This window comes from Marinobacter sp. M1C, from assembly GCF_023314135.1.
Classification (GTDB): domain Bacteria; phylum Pseudomonadota; class Gammaproteobacteria; order Pseudomonadales; family Oleiphilaceae; genus Marinobacter.
Genome location: NZ_CP092289.1, coordinates 734,747 through 754,936, shown reverse-complemented (window position 1 = coordinate 754,936; position 20,190 = coordinate 734,747). Strand labels below are relative to the sequence as shown.

The 20,190-nt window shown below is 53.1% G+C and carries 31 protein-coding genes; 1 reads left to right on the top strand and 30 read right to left on the bottom strand.

Going from position 1 to position 20,190, the window contains the following annotated elements:
* The first annotated feature begins 39 nt into the window (after positions 1 to 39).
* Complete coding sequence (gene uvrA, locus MIH19_RS03665; RefSeq protein WP_249007592.1) at positions 40 to 2,883, top strand: excinuclease ABC subunit UvrA; 2,844 nt, start codon at positions 40 to 42, stop codon at positions 2,881 to 2,883.
* A gap of 166 nt (positions 2,884 to 3,049) precedes the next feature.
* On the opposite strand, the gene rplQ is transcribed toward uvrA, so the two are convergent.
* The 30 genes from rplQ to fusA form a co-directional block, all read right to left on the bottom strand.
* Positions 3,050 to 3,439, bottom strand: a complete 390-nt coding sequence (gene rplQ, locus MIH19_RS03660) for a 50S ribosomal protein L17 (protein WP_249007591.1) — start codon at positions 3,437 to 3,439, stop codon at positions 3,050 to 3,052.
* A 32-nt stretch (positions 3,440 to 3,471) separates the two neighbouring features.
* Positions 3,472 to 4,476, bottom strand: a complete 1,005-nt coding sequence (gene rpoA / locus MIH19_RS03655; RefSeq protein WP_249007590.1) for a DNA-directed RNA polymerase subunit alpha — start codon at positions 4,474 to 4,476, stop codon at positions 3,472 to 3,474.
* Positions 4,477 to 4,511: 35 nt separating this feature from the next.
* Positions 4,512 to 5,132: a 30S ribosomal protein S4 gene (rpsD, locus tag MIH19_RS03650; RefSeq protein WP_249007589.1), complete on the bottom strand. Its 621-nt coding sequence runs from the start codon at positions 5,130 to 5,132 to the stop codon at positions 4,512 to 4,514.
* Positions 5,133 to 5,149: 17 nt separating this feature from the next.
* Positions 5,150 to 5,539 (bottom strand): 30S ribosomal protein S11, encoded by a 390-nt coding sequence (rpsK, locus tag MIH19_RS03645; RefSeq protein WP_007350479.1) that lies wholly within the window; start codon positions 5,537 to 5,539, stop codon positions 5,150 to 5,152.
* 13 nt (positions 5,540 to 5,552) lie between these two features.
* A complete protein-coding gene (rpsM, locus tag MIH19_RS03640) occupies positions 5,553 to 5,909 on the bottom strand; it encodes a 30S ribosomal protein S13 (protein ID WP_018403738.1) in 357 nt (118 codons plus the stop codon).
* Between the two features lie 138 nt (positions 5,910 to 6,047).
* Entirely contained in the window at positions 6,048 to 6,161 is a 114-nt protein-coding gene (gene rpmJ, locus MIH19_RS03635; protein WP_007350481.1) for a 50S ribosomal protein L36, read from the bottom strand.
* A gap of 30 nt (positions 6,162 to 6,191) precedes the next feature.
* Positions 6,192 to 7,514, bottom strand: a complete 1,323-nt coding sequence (gene secY / locus MIH19_RS03630; protein ID WP_249007588.1) for a preprotein translocase subunit SecY — start codon at positions 7,512 to 7,514, stop codon at positions 6,192 to 6,194.
* A 17-nt stretch (positions 7,515 to 7,531) separates the two neighbouring features.
* On the bottom strand, positions 7,532 to 7,966 hold the full coding sequence (gene rplO, locus MIH19_RS03625; protein ID WP_249007587.1) for a 50S ribosomal protein L15: 435 nt from the start codon (positions 7,964 to 7,966) through the stop codon (positions 7,532 to 7,534).
* A gap of 1 nt (position 7,967) precedes the next feature.
* Positions 7,968 to 8,156: a 50S ribosomal protein L30 gene (gene rpmD, locus MIH19_RS03620; RefSeq protein WP_007350484.1), complete on the bottom strand. Its 189-nt coding sequence runs from the start codon at positions 8,154 to 8,156 to the stop codon at positions 7,968 to 7,970.
* A gap of 4 nt (positions 8,157 to 8,160) precedes the next feature.
* Positions 8,161 to 8,661: a 30S ribosomal protein S5 gene (gene rpsE, locus MIH19_RS03615; protein WP_249007586.1), complete on the bottom strand. Its 501-nt coding sequence runs from the start codon at positions 8,659 to 8,661 to the stop codon at positions 8,161 to 8,163.
* A gap of 12 nt (positions 8,662 to 8,673) precedes the next feature.
* Positions 8,674 to 9,021, bottom strand: coding sequence for a 50S ribosomal protein L18 (gene rplR / locus MIH19_RS03610; RefSeq protein ID WP_007350486.1), 348 nt, complete (start codon positions 9,019 to 9,021; stop codon positions 8,674 to 8,676).
* A 9-nt stretch (positions 9,022 to 9,030) separates the two neighbouring features.
* Complete coding sequence (gene rplF, locus MIH19_RS03605) at positions 9,031 to 9,564, bottom strand: 50S ribosomal protein L6 (protein ID WP_249007585.1); 534 nt, start codon at positions 9,562 to 9,564, stop codon at positions 9,031 to 9,033.
* A 9-nt stretch (positions 9,565 to 9,573) separates the two neighbouring features.
* Positions 9,574 to 9,966, bottom strand: coding sequence for a 30S ribosomal protein S8 (gene rpsH / locus MIH19_RS03600; RefSeq protein ID WP_249007584.1), 393 nt, complete (start codon positions 9,964 to 9,966; stop codon positions 9,574 to 9,576).
* A gap of 88 nt (positions 9,967 to 10,054) precedes the next feature.
* Positions 10,055 to 10,360 carry a 30S ribosomal protein S14 gene (gene rpsN, locus MIH19_RS03595; protein WP_014869929.1) on the bottom strand — a complete coding sequence of 102 codons (306 nt, stop codon included), beginning with the start codon at positions 10,358 to 10,360 and terminating at the stop codon, positions 10,055 to 10,057.
* 12 nt (positions 10,361 to 10,372) lie between these two features.
* Positions 10,373 to 10,903 carry a 50S ribosomal protein L5 gene (gene rplE / locus MIH19_RS03590; protein WP_249008935.1) on the bottom strand — a complete coding sequence of 177 codons (531 nt, stop codon included), beginning with the start codon at positions 10,901 to 10,903 and terminating at the stop codon, positions 10,373 to 10,375.
* A gap of 24 nt (positions 10,904 to 10,927) precedes the next feature.
* Positions 10,928 to 11,248: a 50S ribosomal protein L24 gene (gene rplX / locus MIH19_RS03585; RefSeq protein WP_249007583.1), complete on the bottom strand. Its 321-nt coding sequence runs from the start codon at positions 11,246 to 11,248 to the stop codon at positions 10,928 to 10,930.
* A 17-nt stretch (positions 11,249 to 11,265) separates the two neighbouring features.
* Entirely contained in the window at positions 11,266 to 11,634 is a 369-nt protein-coding gene (rplN, locus tag MIH19_RS03580) for a 50S ribosomal protein L14 (RefSeq protein ID WP_007350492.1), read from the bottom strand.
* A gap of 18 nt (positions 11,635 to 11,652) precedes the next feature.
* Complete coding sequence (gene rpsQ / locus MIH19_RS03575; protein ID WP_249007582.1) at positions 11,653 to 11,919, bottom strand: 30S ribosomal protein S17; 267 nt, start codon at positions 11,917 to 11,919, stop codon at positions 11,653 to 11,655.
* 1 nt (position 11,920) lies between these two features.
* Positions 11,921 to 12,112 (bottom strand): 50S ribosomal protein L29, encoded by a 192-nt coding sequence (rpmC, locus tag MIH19_RS03570; protein WP_249007581.1) that lies wholly within the window; start codon positions 12,110 to 12,112, stop codon positions 11,921 to 11,923.
* Positions 12,112 to 12,525, bottom strand: a complete 414-nt coding sequence (rplP, locus tag MIH19_RS03565) for a 50S ribosomal protein L16 (protein WP_014869925.1) — start codon at positions 12,523 to 12,525, stop codon at positions 12,112 to 12,114. Before rplP ends, rpmC begins: the two co-directional genes overlap by 1 nt.
* A 12-nt stretch (positions 12,526 to 12,537) precedes the next feature.
* Positions 12,538 to 13,221: a 30S ribosomal protein S3 gene (rpsC, locus tag MIH19_RS03560; protein WP_007350496.1), complete on the bottom strand. Its 684-nt coding sequence runs from the start codon at positions 13,219 to 13,221 to the stop codon at positions 12,538 to 12,540.
* Positions 13,222 to 13,232: 11 nt separating this feature from the next.
* Positions 13,233 to 13,565: a 50S ribosomal protein L22 gene (gene rplV, locus MIH19_RS03555; protein WP_014869923.1), complete on the bottom strand. Its 333-nt coding sequence runs from the start codon at positions 13,563 to 13,565 to the stop codon at positions 13,233 to 13,235.
* A gap of 17 nt (positions 13,566 to 13,582) precedes the next feature.
* Complete coding sequence (gene rpsS, locus MIH19_RS03550) at positions 13,583 to 13,858, bottom strand: 30S ribosomal protein S19 (RefSeq protein ID WP_007350498.1); 276 nt, start codon at positions 13,856 to 13,858, stop codon at positions 13,583 to 13,585.
* Between the two features lie 23 nt (positions 13,859 to 13,881).
* On the bottom strand, positions 13,882 to 14,709 hold the full coding sequence (gene rplB, locus MIH19_RS03545) for a 50S ribosomal protein L2 (protein WP_249007580.1): 828 nt from the start codon (positions 14,707 to 14,709) through the stop codon (positions 13,882 to 13,884).
* Between the two features lie 17 nt (positions 14,710 to 14,726).
* Complete coding sequence (gene rplW, locus MIH19_RS03540; RefSeq protein WP_007350500.1) at positions 14,727 to 15,020, bottom strand: 50S ribosomal protein L23; 294 nt, start codon at positions 15,018 to 15,020, stop codon at positions 14,727 to 14,729.
* The gene (gene rplD, locus MIH19_RS03535; RefSeq protein WP_007350501.1) at positions 15,017 to 15,622 is read right to left on the bottom strand and encodes a 50S ribosomal protein L4; all 606 of its coding nucleotides are present in this window, start codon (positions 15,620 to 15,622) and stop codon (positions 15,017 to 15,019) included. Before rplD ends, rplW begins: the two co-directional genes overlap by 4 nt.
* An 11-nt stretch (positions 15,623 to 15,633) precedes the next feature.
* Positions 15,634 to 16,272, bottom strand: coding sequence for a 50S ribosomal protein L3 (rplC, locus tag MIH19_RS03530; protein ID WP_007350502.1), 639 nt, complete (start codon positions 16,270 to 16,272; stop codon positions 15,634 to 15,636).
* Positions 16,273 to 16,347: 75 nt separating this feature from the next.
* Positions 16,348 to 16,659 carry a 30S ribosomal protein S10 gene (gene rpsJ / locus MIH19_RS03525; protein WP_007350503.1) on the bottom strand — a complete coding sequence of 104 codons (312 nt, stop codon included), beginning with the start codon at positions 16,657 to 16,659 and terminating at the stop codon, positions 16,348 to 16,350.
* Between the two features lie 185 nt (positions 16,660 to 16,844).
* Positions 16,845 to 18,041, bottom strand: a complete 1,197-nt coding sequence (tuf, locus tag MIH19_RS03520; RefSeq protein ID WP_014869911.1) for an elongation factor Tu — start codon at positions 18,039 to 18,041, stop codon at positions 16,845 to 16,847.
* A gap of 35 nt (positions 18,042 to 18,076) precedes the next feature.
* Positions 18,077 to 20,182: an elongation factor G gene (gene fusA / locus MIH19_RS03515; RefSeq protein WP_249007579.1), complete on the bottom strand. Its 2,106-nt coding sequence runs from the start codon at positions 20,180 to 20,182 to the stop codon at positions 18,077 to 18,079.
* Between the last annotated feature and the right edge of the window lie 8 nt (positions 20,183 to 20,190).

Here is a 20,190-nt window from a genome sequence, read left to right as displayed (position 1 = left end):
GAACGCGGTATACTCATCACTTTTTCCTCGCGAGGTTATATGGACCAGATCCAGATCAAGGGTGCCCGCACCCACAATTTGAAGAACATCGACCTGGATATACCCCGGGACAAACTGATTGTGATTACCGGTTTGTCAGGTTCTGGCAAGTCGTCACTGGCGTTCGACACTCTTTATGCCGAAGGCCAGCGGCGTTATGTGGAATCGCTGTCGACCTATGCCCGCCAGTTTCTGTCGATGATGGAAAAGCCCGACGTGGACCATATTGAAGGCCTGTCGCCGGCCATTTCCATCGAGCAAAAGTCCACGTCCCATAATCCGCGCTCTACCGTCGGTACAATTACCGAGATATACGATTACCTGCGCCTGTTGTTTGCCCGCGCCGGGGAACCTCGCTGCCCCGACCACGGCCAGCCACTGGAAGCCCAAACCGTGAGCCAAATGGTGGATCAGGTTTTAGCGATGGAAGAAGATTCGCGGCTGATGATTCTGGCCCCGGTGATTCGTGACCGCAAAGGCGAGCATCTGCAAGTGGTTGAAACCATGCGCAGCCAAGGTTTTATCCGCCTAAGGGTAGATGGCACTGTTTTCGACATTGATGACGTTCCGGCTCTGGACAAAAAACGTAAACACCACATTGATGTGGTGGTTGACCGCTTCAAGGTCAAACCCGGCCTGGAACAACGCCTGGCCGAGAGTTTTGAAACCGCTCTGGCCTTGGCAGACGGCATAGCGCTAGTAGCCGCCATGGACGGCAGCGGCGAAGACACCACGCTGTCTGCGCGCTACGCCTGTAACCAGTGTGGTTATGCCATCAGCGAGCTAGAGCCGCGGCTGTTCTCGTTCAACAACCCGGCAGGTGCCTGCCCTACCTGCGACGGGCTTGGCGTAAAGCAATTTTTCGACTCCGACAAAATTATCCAGCATCCAGAAGCCAATCTTGCCTCCGGCGCCATCAAGGGCTGGGACCGCCGCGCGGTGTATTACTTCCAGCTTCTTAGCAGCGTGGCCGAACACTACAACATTGATCTGGACACTCCCTGGTGCGACCTGCCCGATCCGGTGCAACAGGTGATGCTGCATGGTTCCGGTGGCGAGGACATAAGCTTCCGCTACGTAAACAGCCGCGGCCACATCATGGAACGGCTGCATTCGTTCGAGGGCATATTACCCAACCTGGAACGGCGTTACCGCGAAACCGATTCCCAAAGTGTACGGGAAGAACTGGCCCGCAACCTTAGCACCCAGCCGTGTAGAGACTGCGGCGGCACACGCTTACGCCGCTCAGCGCGCAGCGTGTTTATTGACAATCGAAACCTGCCAGCCATTGCCCACCTGCCGGTTGGCGAAGCGCACCGCTACGTTAGCCAACTGACACTGCCAGGTGCCAGAGGCGAAATTGCCGAAAAAATTCTGAAAGAAGTCCGCCAACGCCTGCAATTTCTGGTCAACGTGGGGCTGGAATACCTGTCCCTTGAGCGCAGCGCTGATACACTCTCCGGCGGCGAAGCCCAGCGTATACGCCTGGCAAGCCAAATTGGTGCCGGCCTGGTGGGCGTCATGTACATCCTTGACGAACCGTCTATTGGTCTGCACCAGCGCGATAACGACCGCTTGCTGGAAACTCTTTACCACCTGCGCGATTTGGGCAATACAGTGATTGTGGTAGAGCATGACGAAGATGCCATACTGGCGGCAGACCACGTTATCGATATAGGCCCGGGCGCCGGCGTACACGGCGGCCAAATAATCGCCCAAGGCAAACCGGCAGATATACTCGCAAACCCCAATTCGCTGACGGGCCAATATCTTAACGGCACGAAGTGCATCGCCATACCCGAAAAACGCAATCCCGGGTCCGGCGAGTACCTAAGACTGACCGGCGCCAGCGGCAACAACCTAACCAACGTTGACCTGGCGATACCCCTGGGCGTAATGACCTGTATTACCGGCGTGTCCGGTTCCGGCAAATCCACTTTGATTAACGGCACCCTGTACCCGATAGCGGCCACGGCGTTGAACAAGGCCACAACCCTAAGCCACGGCCCTTACACCAGCATTGAAGGGTTAGACCTGCTCGACAAAGTCATCGACATCGACCAGAGCCCGATCGGCCGTACACCAAGATCCAACCCGGCCACTTACACAGGGCTGTTCACCCCCATCCGCGAACTGTTTTCCGGCACCCAGGAAGCACGCTCAAGAGGTTACAAGCCCGGCCGCTTTTCCTTCAACGTCAAAGGTGGACGCTGCGAAGCCTGCCAGGGCGACGGCGTCATCAAAGTAGAAATGCACTTCCTGCCAGACATCTACGTGCCCTGCGACGTCTGCAAAAGCAAACGCTATAACCGCGAAACTCTGGAAGTGCGCTATAAGGGCAAAAACATCCATGAAGTGCTGTCTATGACAGTAGAAGAAGGCCGCGAATTCTTCGACGCCGTACCTTTCCTGGCTAGAAAGCTTCAGACCTTAGTGGACGTGGGCTTATCGTACATCCGCCTTGGCCAAAGTGCTGTTACGCTATCCGGCGGTGAAGCCCAACGGGTGAAGCTTGCCAAAGAGTTGTCCAAGCGCGACACCGGCCAAACTCTGTATATCCTGGACGAACCCACCACCGGCCTACACTTCTATGACATTCAGCAGTTGTTAACCGTATTGCAGCGCCTACGCGATCACGGCAACACCATTGTGGTCATAGAGCACAATCTGGACGTAATAAAAACCGCAGACTGGATTGTAGACCTGGGCCCCGAAGGCGGGTCCGGCGGCGGTTTGATTATTGCCGAGGGAACGCCAGAACAAGTAGCAGAAAACAAAGCCAGTCACACTGGCCGCTACCTGAAGCCCCTGCTGGAAAAGCAAAAAGCAGCCCAAAAATCTTAGATAGCAGATAGGGACAGATTTGAAATCTGTCCCTTGAGGTGAAACCAGATCGGGGACGGATTTGAAATCCGTCCCCATTACTTCAAGCTTTCCCGCAGACGAAAAAAAACCGGCTACCCAAAGGTATCCGGCTTTCTTCAGACAAATAAAGAGCTATAAAACCCTACTACCCGTCAACTTCTTCAGCTTCGATGTCCAACGGACGACCGATCAGCTCGACATATGCCATAGGGGCATTGTCGCCTGCGCGGAAACCGCACTTCAGAATACGAAGATATCCACCCGGACGCTCGTTGTAACGGGGGCCCAGCTGAGTAAACAACTTGGCAACCGCTGCATCGTCACGCAGGCGCGCAAACGCCAGACGACGATTCGCGACCGAATCGATTTTAGCCAGAGTAATCAAAGGTTCCGCTACCCGACGAAGCTCTTTAGCCTTCGGCAACGTTGTTTTGATCAACTCGTGCTCAACCAGTGACGCAGACATGTTACGAAACATGGCCTTGCGATGCGCACTGGTCCTGTTGAACTTACGACCACTCTTACGATGACGCATTGCTCTGATCCCTTAGCTTAACTAATCGGCGATTAACCGCCCAGAACCCGGTCATCACCACGAAGGCTTGCCGGCGGCCAGTTATCAAGACGCATTCCCAGAGACAAACCACGGGACGCTAATACGTCCTTGATCTCTGTCAGCGACTTTTTACCCAGGTTAGGCGTCTTCAACAGCTCAACTTCTGTGCGCTGAATCAAATCGCCGATGTAGTAAATGTTCTCAGCCTTCAAGCAGTTGGCGGAACGTACTGTCAGCTCCAGATCATCAACCGGGCGCAGCAGAATCGGATCAATTTCTTCCTCTTCCTCAACACGCTCCGGTTCTTTTTCATGATCAAAATCAACAAACACGGCCAATTGCTGCTGGAGAATAGTAGCGGCCCGGCGAATAGCTTCTTCCGGATCGATAGTACCGTTTGTCTCCAGATCAATAACCAGCTTGTCGAGGTCGGTACGCTGCTCTACCCGTGCACTTTCCACGGAGTAGGCAACGCGGCGAACCGGACTGAAAGTAGCATCCAGCTGCAAGCGTCCGATGGCACGAGTTTCGTCCTCATCCAGACCGCGCTGATCAGCGGGCTCATAGCCACGACCGCGAGCAATGCTCAGACGCATATTAACTTCACCATTTTCACTCAGGTGACAGATAACGTGTTCTGGATTGGCGATCTCGACATCATGATCCAGCTTAATATCTCCGGCTGTAACAACACCCGGACCCTTCTTGCTGAGCATAAGCTCTGCATCGTCACGGCCGTGCATTTTTACAGCAACGCCCTTAAGATTCAAAAGAATCTCTATAACGTCTTCCTGGACACCTTCAATGGCGCTGTACTCGTGCAACACACCGTCAATCTGCGCTTCAGTTACAGCGCAGCCCGGCATTGAGGACAAGAGAATACGGCGTAACGCACTGCCCAGAGTGTGCCCGAACCCTCTTTCAAGAGGCTCCAGAGTGACCTTGGCACGCGTGGAACCGGATTCCTTCACGTCAATGGTACGAGGTGTCAATAACTCATGTACTGAACGCTGCATAGACGCCCCTATCTGCTATCGTTGCTAACTGGGCTTTACTTAGAGTAAAGCTCGACGATGAGGTTCTCGTTGATGTCGGCCGGCAATTCAGTCCGTGTTGGCACTGAACTGTAAACGCCGGACATCTTAGTGGCGTCAACATCTACCCAGCTCACCGCTGCGCGACCGGAGGCCAAGTCCAGAGCGCCTTTAACGCGCAACTGGTTTTTGGCTTTTTCACGCACGCTCACAACATCACCTGGCTTAACCTGGTAGGAAGGAATATTCACAACCTTGTCATTGACCAGAATTGCCTTGTGAGAAACGAGCTGGCGGCACTCCGCGCGGGTTGAACCAAAACCCATGCGGTAAGCAACGTTATCAAGACGCGCTTCCAAAAGTTGCAGCAGGTTTTCACCCGTTGCGCCTCTCAGACGAGCTGCCTCTTTATAATAGTTGCGGAACTGCTTTTCCAGTACGCCGTAGATACGACGAACTTTCTGTTTTTCCCGCAGCTGGACGCCGTATTCCGACAAACGACTGCGACGCGCACCGTGCATACCCGGGGGGGTTTCAAGGTTACACTTAGTGTCGAGAGCGCGAACACCGCTTTTCAGAAAAAGATCTGTCCCTTCACGACGAGACAGTTTGCACTTCGGGCCTATGTAACGAGCCATAATTACTGTCTCCTGTGTTAGACGCGGCGCTTTTTAGGCGGGCGACATCCGTTATGGGGAATCGGCGTCACATCTGTGATGTTGTTGATCTTGTAGCCGCACGAGTTAAGCGCACGAACTGCAGATTCACGACCAGGGCCGGGGCCCTTGACTTCAACATCCAGGTTTTTAAGGCCGTATTCAGCAGCCGCATTACCGGCTCTTTCAGCTGCTACCTGCGCAGCAAAAGGTGTACTCTTACGTGAACCGCGGAAACCAGAACCACCAGCAGTGGCCCAGGACAATACGTTGCCCTGGCGGTCCGAAATGGTCACGATAGTGTTATTGAAGGAAGCGTGAATGTGCGCGACGCCATCAACAACCGTTTTTTTCACCTTTTTACGGGTACGTGTACCTGGCTTTGCCATGTTTGCCTACCTGTTACTTACGAATAGGTTTGCGCGGACCTTTACGGGTGCGAGCGTTGGTCTTTGTGCGCTGGCCGCGGACTGGAAGCCCGTGACGGTGACGCAGACCACGATGACATCCGAGATCCTTCAAACGCTTGATGTTCATCTGTACTTCACGACGCAGATCGCCTTCGACGGTGCCTTTAGTCACATCGGTACGAAGTGACTCCAGCTGTTCGTCAGTCAAGTCTTTGACTTTGACGTCCGGCTTAACGCCGGTTGCATCGCAAAGCTTTTGAGCTGTTGTTTTGCCCACACCAAAAATATAGGTGAGCGATACAACAACATGTTTGTGATCGGGTATATTGACACCGGCTATACGTGCCATCCAAATTACTCCGCGTTCAAAGCTATGCTGTGTGAATTGTCCGCCACTAAAAGGGCGCGAAATAATAACGCCTGACCCGGTATCGAGTCAAGCGCCATCATTGTACGCCTTTTACAAGCAAGGGGTTTCCCGAAGGAATCAGCCCTGACGTTGCTTGTGGCGAGGCTCCGAGCAAATGACCCTTACGGCGCCATTGCGACGAATTACTTTGCAGTTACGGCAAATTTTCTTTACCGAAGCGCGTACTTTCATTGTCGACTCCAGTTTTCAAGGGGAACAGGTTTACCCGTTCCGACCATAGCCCTTGAGATTGGACTTCTTCATCAGCGATTCATACTGGTGAGACATCAGGTGCGATTGAACCTGAGCCATGAAATCCATCACGACGACTACAACAATCAGCAGAGACGTACCGCCCAAATAGAAGGGTACGTTCCCGGCTACCATCAGAAACTGAGGGAACAGGGAAACTGCTGCAATGTACATTGCTCCAAACAATGTCAAACGGGTAAGGACGCCATCAATATACTTGGCTGTTTGCTCACCCGGACGAATGCCCGGAATAAAAGCGCCTGAGCGCTTGAGGTTATCCGCGACTTCCCGTGGATTGTACATCAGAGCCGTATAGAAGAAGCAGAAAAATACCACTGCTGCAGCGAACAGAATAATATACAAAGGCTGACTGGGCGCAAGTGCTTGTGAAATATCGCTCAGCCACTCCATGCCTTCACCCTGGCCAAACCACTGCCCCAGCGATGCCGGGAACAACAGAATGGAAGATGCAAAGATGGGCGGAATAACACCGGCCATATTCACTTTCAAGGGCAAATGACTGGATTGCTGGGCAAATACCCGGCCACCCTGCTGTCGCTTGGCGTAGTTAATGGTCAATCGGCGCTGACCGCGCTCCATGAACACCACAAAACCGATGACGGCAATTGCCAGCACACCGATACCAAGTACCAACAACAAGCTCATTTCACCGTTACGGGCCTGCTCCAGAGTCTGACCGATCGCGCCGGGTAACCCGGCGACAATACCGGCGAAAATCAACAGTGAAATGCCGTTACCGACACCCCGCTCGGTGATCTGCTCGCCCAGCCACATCATGAAGACTGCACCACTAACAAACGATACAACCGCCACAAAGTGGAAGCTGAGAGTGTCATTGAAGGTAACGCCCTGCGACGCCAAACCGACAGAAATACCAGCACCCTGAAGCAGGGCCAGGATTACGGTACCGTACCGCGTATATTGGCTGATCTTACGACGACCTGCCTCGCCTTCTTTTTTCAACTGCTCCAGCGTCGGACTGACCGCTGTCATGAGCTGCATGATAATAGAAGCCGAAATATACGGCATGATACCCAGCGCGAAGATACTCATGCGCTCAAGTGCACCACCGGAAAACATGTTGAACATGCTCAGGATTGTGCCCTGATTCTGCTCAAACAGTGCCGCCAAGCGGTCGGGGTTTATACCAGGCACCGGAATGTGGGCACCGACTCGGTACACCAGCAATGCCAGGAAAACGAACCAGAGCCGCGAACGCAGCTCTGCTAGTCCTTTACCCGCGCCCGCAGGCAATGATGCTGTCTTGGCCATTTAGTCCTCGACTCGCGTTAGTCTTCTACTTTGCCGCCCGCGGCGATAATCGCCTCGCGTGCGCCTTTGGTCACCCGCAAACCCTGCACGGTCATTGCGCGGTCAATTTCACCGGACAACATGACCTTTGCTTCGCGAATTTCGTCGCGAATAATGTCTGCTTTTTTTAGAGCGTCGAGGTCGACAACATCGCCTTCTACCTTCGCCAGTTCATTCAGGCGAATTTCAGCAACGTAACGCTGCTGACGGGACGTGAAGCCGAACTTTGGCAAACGCCGTGCCAACGGCTGCTGACCGCCCTCAAAACCGGGGGCAACGCTGCCGCCGGAGCGGGCTTTCAGACCCTTGTGGCCGCGGCCGCAAGTTTTGCCGAAACCACAACCGATTCCACGACCAACGCGCCTTGCGTTGGGGCGTGAACCGGGTTCTGGAGCTAGTTCGTTAAGACGCATCTTAGTTCTCCTCAACCCGAACCAGGTAGTCTACCCGGTTAGCCATACCGCGAATGGAAGGAGTATCTTCCAAAACAACGGACTGGCCAATTTTACGAAGACCCAAGCCCTTCACACAAAGCTTGTGCTTAGGCTGGCAGCCGATTGGGCTGCGGATCAGTGTAACTGTGATCGTTTTTGCGTTCGCCATGACTTCAACCCAGAATGTCTTCGACGGATTTACCGCGCTTGGCTGCAATATCTTCTGGCGCTTGCATTGCCTGAAGACCCTTGATGGTGGAACGTACCACGTTCACCGGGTTGGTAGAGCCATAGCACTTGGACAGTACGTTATGGACACCAGCCACTTCCAACACAGCGCGCATGGCGCCACCGGCAATAATGCCGGTACCATCGGACGCAGGCATCATAAACACCCGTGAACCACCGTGCTGTGCCCGAACCGGATACTGCAGGGTAGTACCGTCCAGCGGCACGTCGACCATATTTCTGCGCGCAGCTTCCATGGCTTTCTGTATAGCAACCGGCACTTCACGCGCCTTGCCACGACCAAAACCAACACGACCTTTACCATCACCCACTACAGTCAATGCGGTAAAAGCAAACACACGCCCGCCTTTTACTACCTTGGCAACGCGGTTTACCTGAACCAGCTTTTCCTGGAGCTCAGGCGCCTTCTGTTCGTTAACGCTCATCTTCTCCACCTCTTAGAATTGCAAGCCAGCTTCGCGGGCTGCGTCGGCCAGAGCCTGCACACGGCCGTGATAACGGTAACCGGAGCGGTCAAAAGCAACCTGCTCAACACCCGCCGCCTTAGCGCGTTCAGCAATCAGCTGACCGACTTTTTTGGCGGCATCCACGTTACCGGTCGCACCCTGGCGCAGCTCCTTATCCAACGTGGAGGCAGTGGCTAGCACTTGGCTGCCATCTGCTGTCGTAACCTGAGCATACATATGACGCGGTGTGCGGTGAACGCACAGACGGTTTGTACCCAGCTCACGAATTTTCATGCGCACTTTACGTGCGCGACGCAATCTTTCGTTATTCGCGCTCATAGTCCCGCCCTATTTCTTCTTGGCTTCTTTGCGTCTTACCTGCTCATCCGCATAACGTACACCTTTACCTTTATAAGGCTCGGGTGGACGGAAAGCGCGGATTTCAGCGGCGACGTGGCCAACCTGTTGCTTGTCGATACCGCGAATAATCACTTCCGTGTTTGACGGAGTTTCAACGGTAATCCCCTCGGGCAGCTCGTACGCAACGGGGTGAGAAAACCCCAGTGTTAGATTGAGCTTCGTACCTTGCGCCTGAGCCCGGTAACCTACACCGATCAGCTGGAGCTTACGCTCGAAGCCTGTGGTCACGCCGGTCACCATATTACTGACCAAAGCGCGGGTTGTACCAGCAAGAGCGCGGGACTGTTTAGCACCATCACGGGCAGCAAAGCGTAGAAGATTTTCTTCCTGCTTTACTTCAACCGCTTGGTGAATTAAAAACTGAAGCGCTCCTTTGGAGCCCTTTACGTTGATTTCCTGACCGTTCAGCTTCACTTCAACACCGGAAGGCAGCACGACAGGATTATTGGCAACCCTGGACATGTGATTCTCCTAGAATACGGTGCAGATGACTTCGCCACCCACGCCGGCAGCACGTGCGGCGCGGTCTGTCATTACGCCCTGGGACGTAGAGACAATCGCGACTCCCAAACCACCGGATACTTTCGGTAGCTTCGCAGCGCCTTTATACTGGCGCAGACTCGGACGGCTTACACGGTCGATAGATTCAATAACCGGCTTGCCACCAAAGTACTTCAGAGTAATCGTCAGCTCAGGCTTGGTGTCAGCCGAAACAACAAAATCTGCAACGTAACCTTCGTCCATCAGGACTTGTGCCACGGAGATTTTCATCTTCGAAGACGGCATCTTAACGTCTGCTTTCGATGCCATCTGGGCATTACGGATACGTGTAAACATATCCGCAAGCGTGTCTTGCATGCTCATTGGTATGAGGCTCCTGATCTTTTTAGTTGTGCAGCGGCGCGCCGCACCGCTTACCAACAGGCTCCTGACCAAAGCCAGGAAGCCTATCTTACCAGCTTGCTTTGGTCAGACCCGGAACGTCACCGCGCATGCCGTACTCGCGGAGTTTAATCCGTGAAAGTTCGAACTTACGCAAGACGCCGTGTGGGCGACCCGTTATCTGGCAACGATTACGAAGACGCGAAGGAGATGCATCGCGAGGAAGCTGTTGCAGCTTCATCTGTGCATTCCAGCGGTCATCATCGCTGGTATTGGGGTTCTTGATAGTTGCCTTGATCTCAGCACGCTTCGCTGCATATTTCGCAACGGTCAGCTCGCGCTTGAGCTCACGGTTTTTCATGGAAACCTTTGCCATTACTCTCGTTCCTTATTTCTTGAACGGAAAGCCAAACGCTTTCAACAGTTCACGACCTTCATCGTCAGTACCGGCAGAGGTGGTAATGGTAATATCCAGACCACGAATCTTATCAACCCTGTCGTATTCAATCTCAGGGAAGATGATCTGCTCACGCACACCCATGCTGTAGTTACCACGGCCGTCGAACGACTTTGGGTTCAGACCGCGGAAGTCACGAATGCGGGGAACCGCAATGTGCACCAGACGATCAAAGAATTCCCACATACGCTCGCCACGCAGAGTAACCTTGCAACCAATTGGCCAACCTTCACGGACTTTAAAACCCGCAACCGATTTGCGTGCCTTGGTCACAACCACTTTCTGACCCGCCAGGCGTTCAAGATCAGCGACTGCGTTATCAATCAGCTTTTTGTCACCGATCGCTTCACCAACACCCATGTTCAGGGTGATTTTCTGAATACGCGGCACCTGCATGATGTTCTTGTAACCGAACACCTGCTGCAGGGCGGGTATCACTTCCTTACTGTACTGCTCTTTCATGTTCAGCATCGTAACCACCACCGCTTACTGGTTATCGACAGCTTCTTGCGTCGCTTTGAAGATCCGCTGTTTTGCGCCGTCTTCCTTAATCTGGAAGCCGACACGATCGGCTTTGCCGGTCTGCGGATTAAAAATAGCCACGTTAGAAGCCTGGATAGGCGCTTCTTTTTCGACGATGCCACCAGGGGTGCTCAGCGCCGGGTTTGGTTTGGTGTGCTTCTTCATCATGTTGATGCCAGAAACAATTACCTTACCATCGTCCTGAACTTTCAGGACTTTACCACGTTTGCCTTTGTCTTTCCCCGTAGTGACGATTACTTCGTCATCTCGTTTGATCTTTTTCATGTCCGGCCTCTGGTCCTTTAAAGTACTTCGGGTGCCAGTGAGATAATCTTCATGAACTTCTCATTTCGCAATTCACGGGTAACCGGTCCGAAGATACGGGTACCAATGGGTGCGTCCTGGGCGTTCAGAAGTACGGCCGCGTTGCCATCAAAACGGATCAGAGATCCATCTGGACGACGCACACCTTTACGGGTGCGCACTACGACAGCCTTCAGTACCTGGCCTTTTTTCACTTTACCGCGGGGAATGGCTTCCTTAACGGTTACCTTGATAATGTCCCCGATTGCAGCATAACGCCTGTGTGAACCGCCCAGGACCTTGATGCACATCACCTGACGCGCACCGCTGTTATCCGCGACTTCAAGCATTGTTTGAGTCTGAATCATGGTTGTTCTCCGGGCGATTTACACCTTGGATGCATGTTCAGTGACTTCCACTAAGGCCCAGCTTTTGGTCTTGGAGACCGGGCGGGTTTCCTTAATGATCACACTGTCACCAATATTGCACTGGTTGCTCTCATCATGAGCATGGATCTTGGTTGAACGCTTCATGTACTTACCGTACAGAGGGTGCTTTACCTGACGCTCGACCAACACCACGATGGACTTCTCCATCTTGTTGCTCACGACCTTGCCGCTCAGAGTTCTGGCAGTTTGGGTAGTTTCGGTCATGTCACTGTCCTGCCTTTTCGTTCAATACTGTTTTCACGCGAGCAATATCACGCTTCACCCCAGGGAGAAGATGAGACTGATTCAGCTGACCTGTTGCCTTACGCATGCGCAGATTAAACTGCTCTTTCAGGAGACCGATCAGATCTTTGTTCAGCTCCTCGGCTGACTTTGCACGCAGCTCTGTTGCTTTCATCACATCACCGTCCTCGTTACGAAGGTGGTCTGTACCGGCAGCTTCGCAGCCGCCAGAGTGAAAGCTTCGCGTGCGATTTCTTCAGTCACACCTTCCATCTCATAGAGCATACGGCCCGGCTGAACTTCAGCCACCCAGTACTCGACAGAACCTTTACCTTTACCCATACGAACTTCCAGCGGCTTGCCAGTAATCGGCTTGTCCGGGAAGACGCGAATCCAAATCTTACCGCCCCGCTTGATTTTACGGGTCATGGTACGACGTGCGGCTTCAATCTGGCGAGCAGTTATACGCCCGCGAGTAACCGCCTTCAATCCGTATTCACCGAAGCTCACCTTGTTAGCGCGGTGAGCAAGGCCGGTGTTACGGCCTTTCATTACCTTGCGAAATTTGGTGCGTTTTGGTTGCAGCATAAGAGTGCCCCTTTACTTAGAACCTTTCTTCCCAGAGGCTTTCTTGTCAGCACGGACTTGTTCCATACCACCAAGAATCTCACCTTTGAAGATCCATACCTTGACGCCGATTACGCCGTAAGTGGTATGCGCTTCGTAGGTCCCGTAATCAATATCTGCACGTAATGTGTGCAGCGGAACACGACCTTCGCGATACCACTCGGAACGGGCAATTTCAGCTCCCCCGAGACGACCGCCAACCTGAATCTTGATGCCCTTGGCGCCTTGGCGCATGGCGTTCTGTACCGCGCGCTTCATAGCACGACGGAACATCACACGACGCTCCAACTGACCGGCAACGTTTTGCGCTACCAAACGGGCATCCAGGTCCGGCTTGCGGACTTCTTCGATGTTGATGTGCACAGGCACACCCATCATGTCGCTAACTTCACGACGAAGACGGTCAACATCTTCACCCTTCTTCCCGATAACAATACCCGGGCGGGCGGTATGGATCGTGATGCGGGCGTTCTGAGCAGGGCGCTCGATCACAATCTTGCTGACAGACGCCTTTACCAGACGCTTGTCGAGGAATTCACGAACCTGAATGTCGTTCAACAGGTTTTTCGCGTAGTCCTTTTTATCGGCATACCATACTGAGTTGTGCTCTTTGATCACACCCAGGCGAAAGCCGATCGGATTTACTTTATGACCCATCTGAGCATCTCCTACTTGTCGGCGACCTTGACGGTGATATGACAGGTGCGCTTCATGATTCTGTCAGCGCGCCCCTTGGCTCGAGCTTTAATTCGCTTGAGCGTTGGGCCCTCATCCACCATAACAGTGGAGACCCGCAAATCATCTACGTCCAGACCTTCGTTATGCTCAGCGTTAGCAATTGCGGACTCAAGAGCTTTCTTGATAATCCCAGCTGCTTTCTTAGGGCTGAAAGTCAAAATATTCAGAGCGTCCTCAACAGCCTTGCCGCGAACCTGATCGGCAACAAGACGAGCTTTCTGAGCTGAGAGGCGAGCGCCCTTATACTTGGCTGCTACTTCCATTTCATTTCCCCTCACAATCAGCGTTTAGCTTTCTTGTCGGCCGAATGGCCACGATAAGTGCGCGTTGCTGCGAACTCACCTAGTTTATGACCGACCATATCTTCGGTAACATAAACCGGCACGTGTTGCTTGCCGTTGTGGACTGCGATGGTCAAGCCTACGAACTCTGGGAAAATCGTGGAACGGCGCGACCAGGTCTTAATTGGTCGCTTGTCGTTCACTTCCAGAGCTGCCTCGACCTTCTTCAACAGATGCAGGTCTATGAAGGGACCTTTCTTTAAAGAACGTGGCACAGCATTTACCTCTATTTAGTCGTTTACTTGGCTGAACGACGACGTACTATCATCTTATCAGTACGCTTGTTCTTACGAGTCTTATGCCCTTTGGTCGGAACACCCCATGGAGTAACTGGGTGACGCCCGCCAGAGGTACGCCCTTCACCACCACCGTGTGGGTGGTCAACTGGGTTCATAGCCACACCACGTACCGTTGGACGCTTTCCGCGCCAACGTGATGCACCCGCTTTACCAAGCCGCTTGAGACTGTGTTCACTGTTGGACACTTCACCCAACGTAGCACGGCAATCAACAAGCACCTTTCGCATTTCACCTGAGCGCAGGCGGATAGTCGCGTAAGCGCCTTCCCGAGCAACCAGCTGTATTGATGCGCCCGCAGAGCGAGCCAACTGTGCACCTTTACCAGGCTTGAGCTCAACGCAATGGATCACAGAACCAACCGGGATATTCCGCAGCGGCAATGTACTTCCCACCTTGATAGGCGCGTCGATTCCTGAGCGCACAGGTTCACCGATCTGCATACCCTTGGGAGCGATAATATAACGGCGCTCGCCATCGGCGTACTTGATCAGCGCGATGTGCGCCGAGCGGTTAGGATCGTATTCAATGCGCTCGATTGTCGCAGGAATACCATCTTTAATCCGCTTGAAGTCTATTATGCGGTAGTGCTGTTTATGGCCACCACCAATGTGACGGGTAGTGATACGGCCATTATTATTACGGCCACCCGATTTGCTTTGCGATTCGACCAACGGTTCGTAAGGGCGCCCTTTGTGTAAATCCGGGTTGTACAGCTTTACAACGTGACGGCGTCCGGGAGATGTTGGCTTGGTTTTGACGATCGGCATATTACGACCCCTTTACCTTATTCCACATCCAGAAAATCGATGTCCTGACCTTCAGCCAGCTTTACATAAGCCTTACGAATGTCATTACGCTTGCCGAACCCGCGAGCTGTGCGTTTAAGCTTGCCCTTACGATTCAGAACCTGAACACCTTCGACGGTGACGTTGAACAATTGTTCAACGGCTTTTTTAATCTCGGGCTTGGTGGCGTCCGGGGCGACCCGAAACACTACCTGACCATGTTCGGCCACGCGAGATGCTTTCTCCGATACGTGAGGCCCTAAAAGAACCTTATAGATACGTTCCTGATTCATCCCAGCATCTCCTCGATTTTCTTCAGAGCGGGAACAGTCACTACGATTTTCTCGTGAGCAACCAGGCTAACCGGATCCAGACCAGCAACATCACGCACATCGACGTGAGGCACGTTGCGCGAGGCCAGGTGCAGGTTCTGATCAAGATTTTCCGACAAGATCAACACGTTGCTTAAACCCATGTCAGCCAACTTGGCAGTAAAGGCCTTGGTCTTGGGGGTGTCGATTGAAAAATCGTCAACCACAATCAGACGTTCCTGACGGACCAGCTCGGACAAAATGGAGCGCATTGCAGCGCGGTACATTTTACGGTTTACCTTTTGCTCGTAGCTACGAGGCTTCGCTGCAAAGGTAACACCACCGGAACGCCAAATCGGGCTCCGAATAGTACCAGCACGGGCACGACCAGTACCCTTCTGACGCCAAGGCTTCTTACCACCACCCCTGACTTCTGAACGGGTCTTCTGAGCTTTGGTACCCTGACGGCCAGCAGCCATATAGGCTACAACCACCTGGTGAACCAGTGCTTCGTTAAAATCTTTTGCGAAAGTAGCCTCGGAAACCGTAATTCCCTGACCGCTACCTGTAATTGTCAATTCCATCGAACCGCTCCTCAGGCTTTAACAGCAGGCTTGATGACAACATCGCCACCAGTAGCGCCGGGGACGGCACCACTAACCAGCAGAAGATTGCGCTCAGCGTCGACACGGACAATTTTCAGGTTCTGCACAGTAACCTGCGCATTACCCATCTGGCCCGCCATCTTTTTGCCTTTGAATACCTTGCCCGGAGTCTGGTTTTGACCAATGGAACCCGGAGCACGGTGAGACAGGGAGTTACCGTGGGTAGCATCCTGCATGGCAAAGTTCCAGCGCTTCACGCCGCCCTGGAAACCTTTACCTTTAGATGTACCTGTGGCATCAACGGCCTGACCGTCTTCAAAGACTGACGCAGTAATTTCGCCGCCGGCAACCAGGTCTTCACCTTCGCCGTCTGCCAAACGAAATTCCCATACGCTACGGCCCGCTTCAACACCGGCTTTTGCGAAATGGCCTGCTGCACTCTTGTTAACACGAGAGGAACGACGCGATCCCACCGTTATCTGAACTGCACGGTAGCCGTCGTTTTCAAGAGTCTTAAGTTGAGTGATGCGGTTAGAATCAACCTCGATCACCGTTACGGGCAACGCTTGCCCGTCTTCCGTAAATATACGGGTCATACCGGCCTTACGACCGACAATACCAATTGCCATGTTTCACCTCTAAGTGTACGGGGCTTGCACCCTCTATGGCCTTATGACAGTTACACAGGTTAATACCGGGCGGTATTAACCGAGGCTGATCTGAACGTCTACACCTGCTGCCAGGTCTAGTTTCATCAAAGCATCTACTGTCTTTTCCGTTGGCTCAACAATGTCGAGCAAACGCTTGTGGGTGCGAATTTCATACTGGTCGCGCGCGTCTTTGTTGACGTGCGGTGAAACCAGAATCGTGAACTTTTCTTTGCGCGTAGGCAAAGGAATAGGTCCGCGCACCTGAGCGCCGGTCCGCTTAGCGGTGTCGACAATCTCTTGCGTAGACTGGTCGATCAGGCGGTAATCGAACGCCTTCAACCGAATCCGAATCTTTTGGCTTTGCATTTTGCACCAAACTCCACTCGTAGCAGCGAACCCGTCGCTGACCTTCAAAAAAGGAGCCGCATTGTATGCATAATAGACAGCCTTGTCAACAGCTACTCTGACTGGCTCGACCGACGCATACATTGCAACTGAAATAGAAAAAGGGGCTGATCAAGTCAGCCCCTTTTCCAGATCCTACGAGTAGATTACTCGAGAATCTTGGCGACAACACCGGCGCCTACAGTACGGCCGCCTTCGCGAATTGCGAAGCGCAGGCCATCTTCCATGGCGATCGGAGCAATCAAAGTCACTTCCATCTTCACGTTATCACCTGGCATAACCATTTCTACGCCTTCTGGCAATTCGCAAGCACCGGTGACGTCGGTGGTACGGAAGTAGAACTGCGGGCGATAGCCCTTGAAGAACGGAGTATGACGGCCGCCTTCGTTCTTGCTCAGCACGTACACTTCGCACTCAAACTTGGTGTGCGGCTTCATGCTGCCTGGCTTACACAGAACCTGACCACGCTCAACGTCGTCACGCTTGGTGCCGCGCAACAGTACGCCAACGTTCTCGCCTGCACGACCTTCGTCGAGCAGTTTGCGGAACATTTCAACGCCGGTGCAAACCGTTTTGACCGTGTCTTTGAGACCCACGATTTCCACTTCTTCACCAATCTTGACAATACCACGCTCTATACGACCGGTTACAACGGTACCACGGCCAGAGATAGAGAATACGTCTTCGATAGGCATCAGGAACGGCAGATTAATCGCACGCTCAGGCTCAGGGATATAAGAATCCAGAGCTTCTACCAGCTTACGAACAGCAGTCGTGCCCATTTCGTTGTCATCACGACCTTCCAGAGCCATCAACGCAGAACCGGTGATGATCGGAGTGTCGTCAGCTGGGAAGTCGTACATTTCCAGCAGATCGCGTACTTCCATTTCTACCAATTCAAGCAGCTCTTCATCGTCAACCATGTCCGCTTTGTTCAGGAACACAACGATGTAAGGAACACCTACCTGACGTGACAGCAGGATGTGCTCGCGAGTCTGCGGCATAGGGCCGTCAGCAGCGGAGCAAACCAGGATAGCGCCGTCCATCTGCGCCGCACCGGTGATCATGTTTTTCACATAATCAGCGTGGCCCGGGCAATCTACGTGTGCGTAGTGACGGTTCGGGGAATCGTACTCAACGTGAGACGTGGCGATGGTAATACCGCGCGCACGTTCTTCCGGAGCATTGTCGATCTGGTCAAAAGCACTTGCAGTACCTGTTCCCCATACGTCATGACATACACGCGTCAGAGCAGCTGTCAGAGTGGTCTTACCATGGTCAACGTGACCAATGGTGCCCACGTTCAAGTGTGGTTTCTTACGTTCGAATTTAGATTTAGACACAGTTACACCTCTTCCTGTTACTCAAGTCTTGGGTATCAACCCTTTTTGATAATTGCTTCGGCAATGTTATTCGGCGCTTCGGCGTACCGCGAAAACTCCATCGCATAGGACGCACGGCCCTGAGTAGCGGAGCGCAGATCTGTGGCGTAACCGAACATTTCCGACAACGGAACTTCGCAACGCACGATCTTTCCACTAACACCGTCTTCCATGCCCTGAATCAGGCCACGACGACGGTTCAGGTCACCTACCACATCACCCATGTAATCTTCAGGTGTCACCACCTCAACCTTCATCATCGGCTCCAGCAAAGCCGGACTCGCCTCTAGCGCGCCCTTCTTCATCGCCATGGAACCCGCGATTTTGAACGCCATTTCGTTGGAGTCCACATCGTGGAAGGAGCCGTCGTACAAGGTTGCTTTGATACCCAGCAACGGGTAACCAGCCAGACAGCCGTTCTGCATCTGCTCAATGATACCCTGCTGAACCGCCGGGATATATTCCTTGGGCACAGTACCACCAACGATTTCGTTGACGAAGATGAAGTTTTCGGCGTCTTCTTTGTCCAGGGGCAGCGGGTCAATCCTGACTTTAACGTGACCGTACTGACCACGACCGCCCGACTGACGCACAAACTTGCCTTCAACATCCACCGACTTGCGGATGCACTCACGATAGGCCACCTGGGGCTTACCGATGTTGGCCTCAACGTTGAACTCACGACGCATGCGATCAACGATGATATCCAAGTGCAACTCACCCATACCGGAGATGATCGTCTGACCAGACTCTTCGTCAGTACGGACCTGGAAGGACGGATCCTCCTGAGCCAGCTTACCAAGTGCAACGCCCATCTTCTCCTGATCGGCTTTTGTCTTTGGCTCAACCGCTACAGAAATAACCGGATCCGGAAACTCCATACGCTCAAGAACAATCTTGTGGTTCTCGTCGCATAGAGTATCGCCGGTGGTGACGTTCTTCAGACCAATTGCAGCAGCAATATCGCCTGCAAGAACTTCCTTGATCTCTTGACGGTCCTTAGCATGCATCTGGACCATACGGCCAACACGCTCTCTTTTCCCCTTTACGGAGTTGTAGACGGCGTTACCAGACTGAAGTGTGCCAGAATAAACCCGAAAGAACGTCAGAGTGCCAACAAAGGGATCTGTCGCAATCTTAAATGCCAAAGCGGCAAACGGCGCAGCGTCGTCAGCTTTACGGGTCTCTTCAGCCCCGTTTTCGTCAACTTCACCACGAATCGCCTTAACTTCATCCGGTGCCGGCAAGAACTCAACGACCGCATCCAGCACTGCCTGGACGCCCTTATTCTTGAACGCAGAACCACAGGTCGCGACAACGATCTCGTTTGCCAGGGTGCGCATCCGAAGACCTTTCTTGATATCTTCGACGTTGAGCTCGCCTTCGTCGAGATAGCGCATGGTTAGTTCATCGTTCGCTTCTGCAGCCGCTTCCATCATCTTTTCGCGATACTGGGCCACTTCGTCCGCCATCTCGGCAGGAACATCACGCTGCTCATAAGTTACGCCAGAATCGTCCGGATTCCAGTAGATCGCCTTATTACGAATCAGGTCGATTACACCGGCAAAATCCTCTTCCGCGCCAATCGGCAACTGAACCGGAATACATTTTGCACCCAGGCGCTTTTCGATCTGACCAACTACGCGCAGGAAGTTAGCACCAGCCCGATCCATCTTGTTGACGAACACCATGCGCGGCACTTCGTACTTATTGGCCTGGCGCCACACAGTCTCGGACTGCGGCTCAACACCGGAAGAACCACAGAACACAACAACAGCGCCGTCAAGCACACGCAATGAACGCTCTACCTCGATGGTAAAGTCAACGTGTCCCGGAGTGTCGATAATATTGATGCGATGCTCAGGATACTGCTTGTCCATACCCTGCCAAAAACAGGTCGTTGCAGCAGACGTAATAGTAATACCACGCTCCTGCTCCTGCTCCATCCAGTCCATGGTCGCCGCACCATCATGGACTTCACCGATTTTGTGCGAGACACCTGTGTAGAACAGGACCCGCTCGGTGGTTGTGGTTTTGCCCGCATCAACGTGCGCAACAATACCAATGTTTCGATATCGCTTAATCGGAGTCTTACGTGCCACTGTATAAA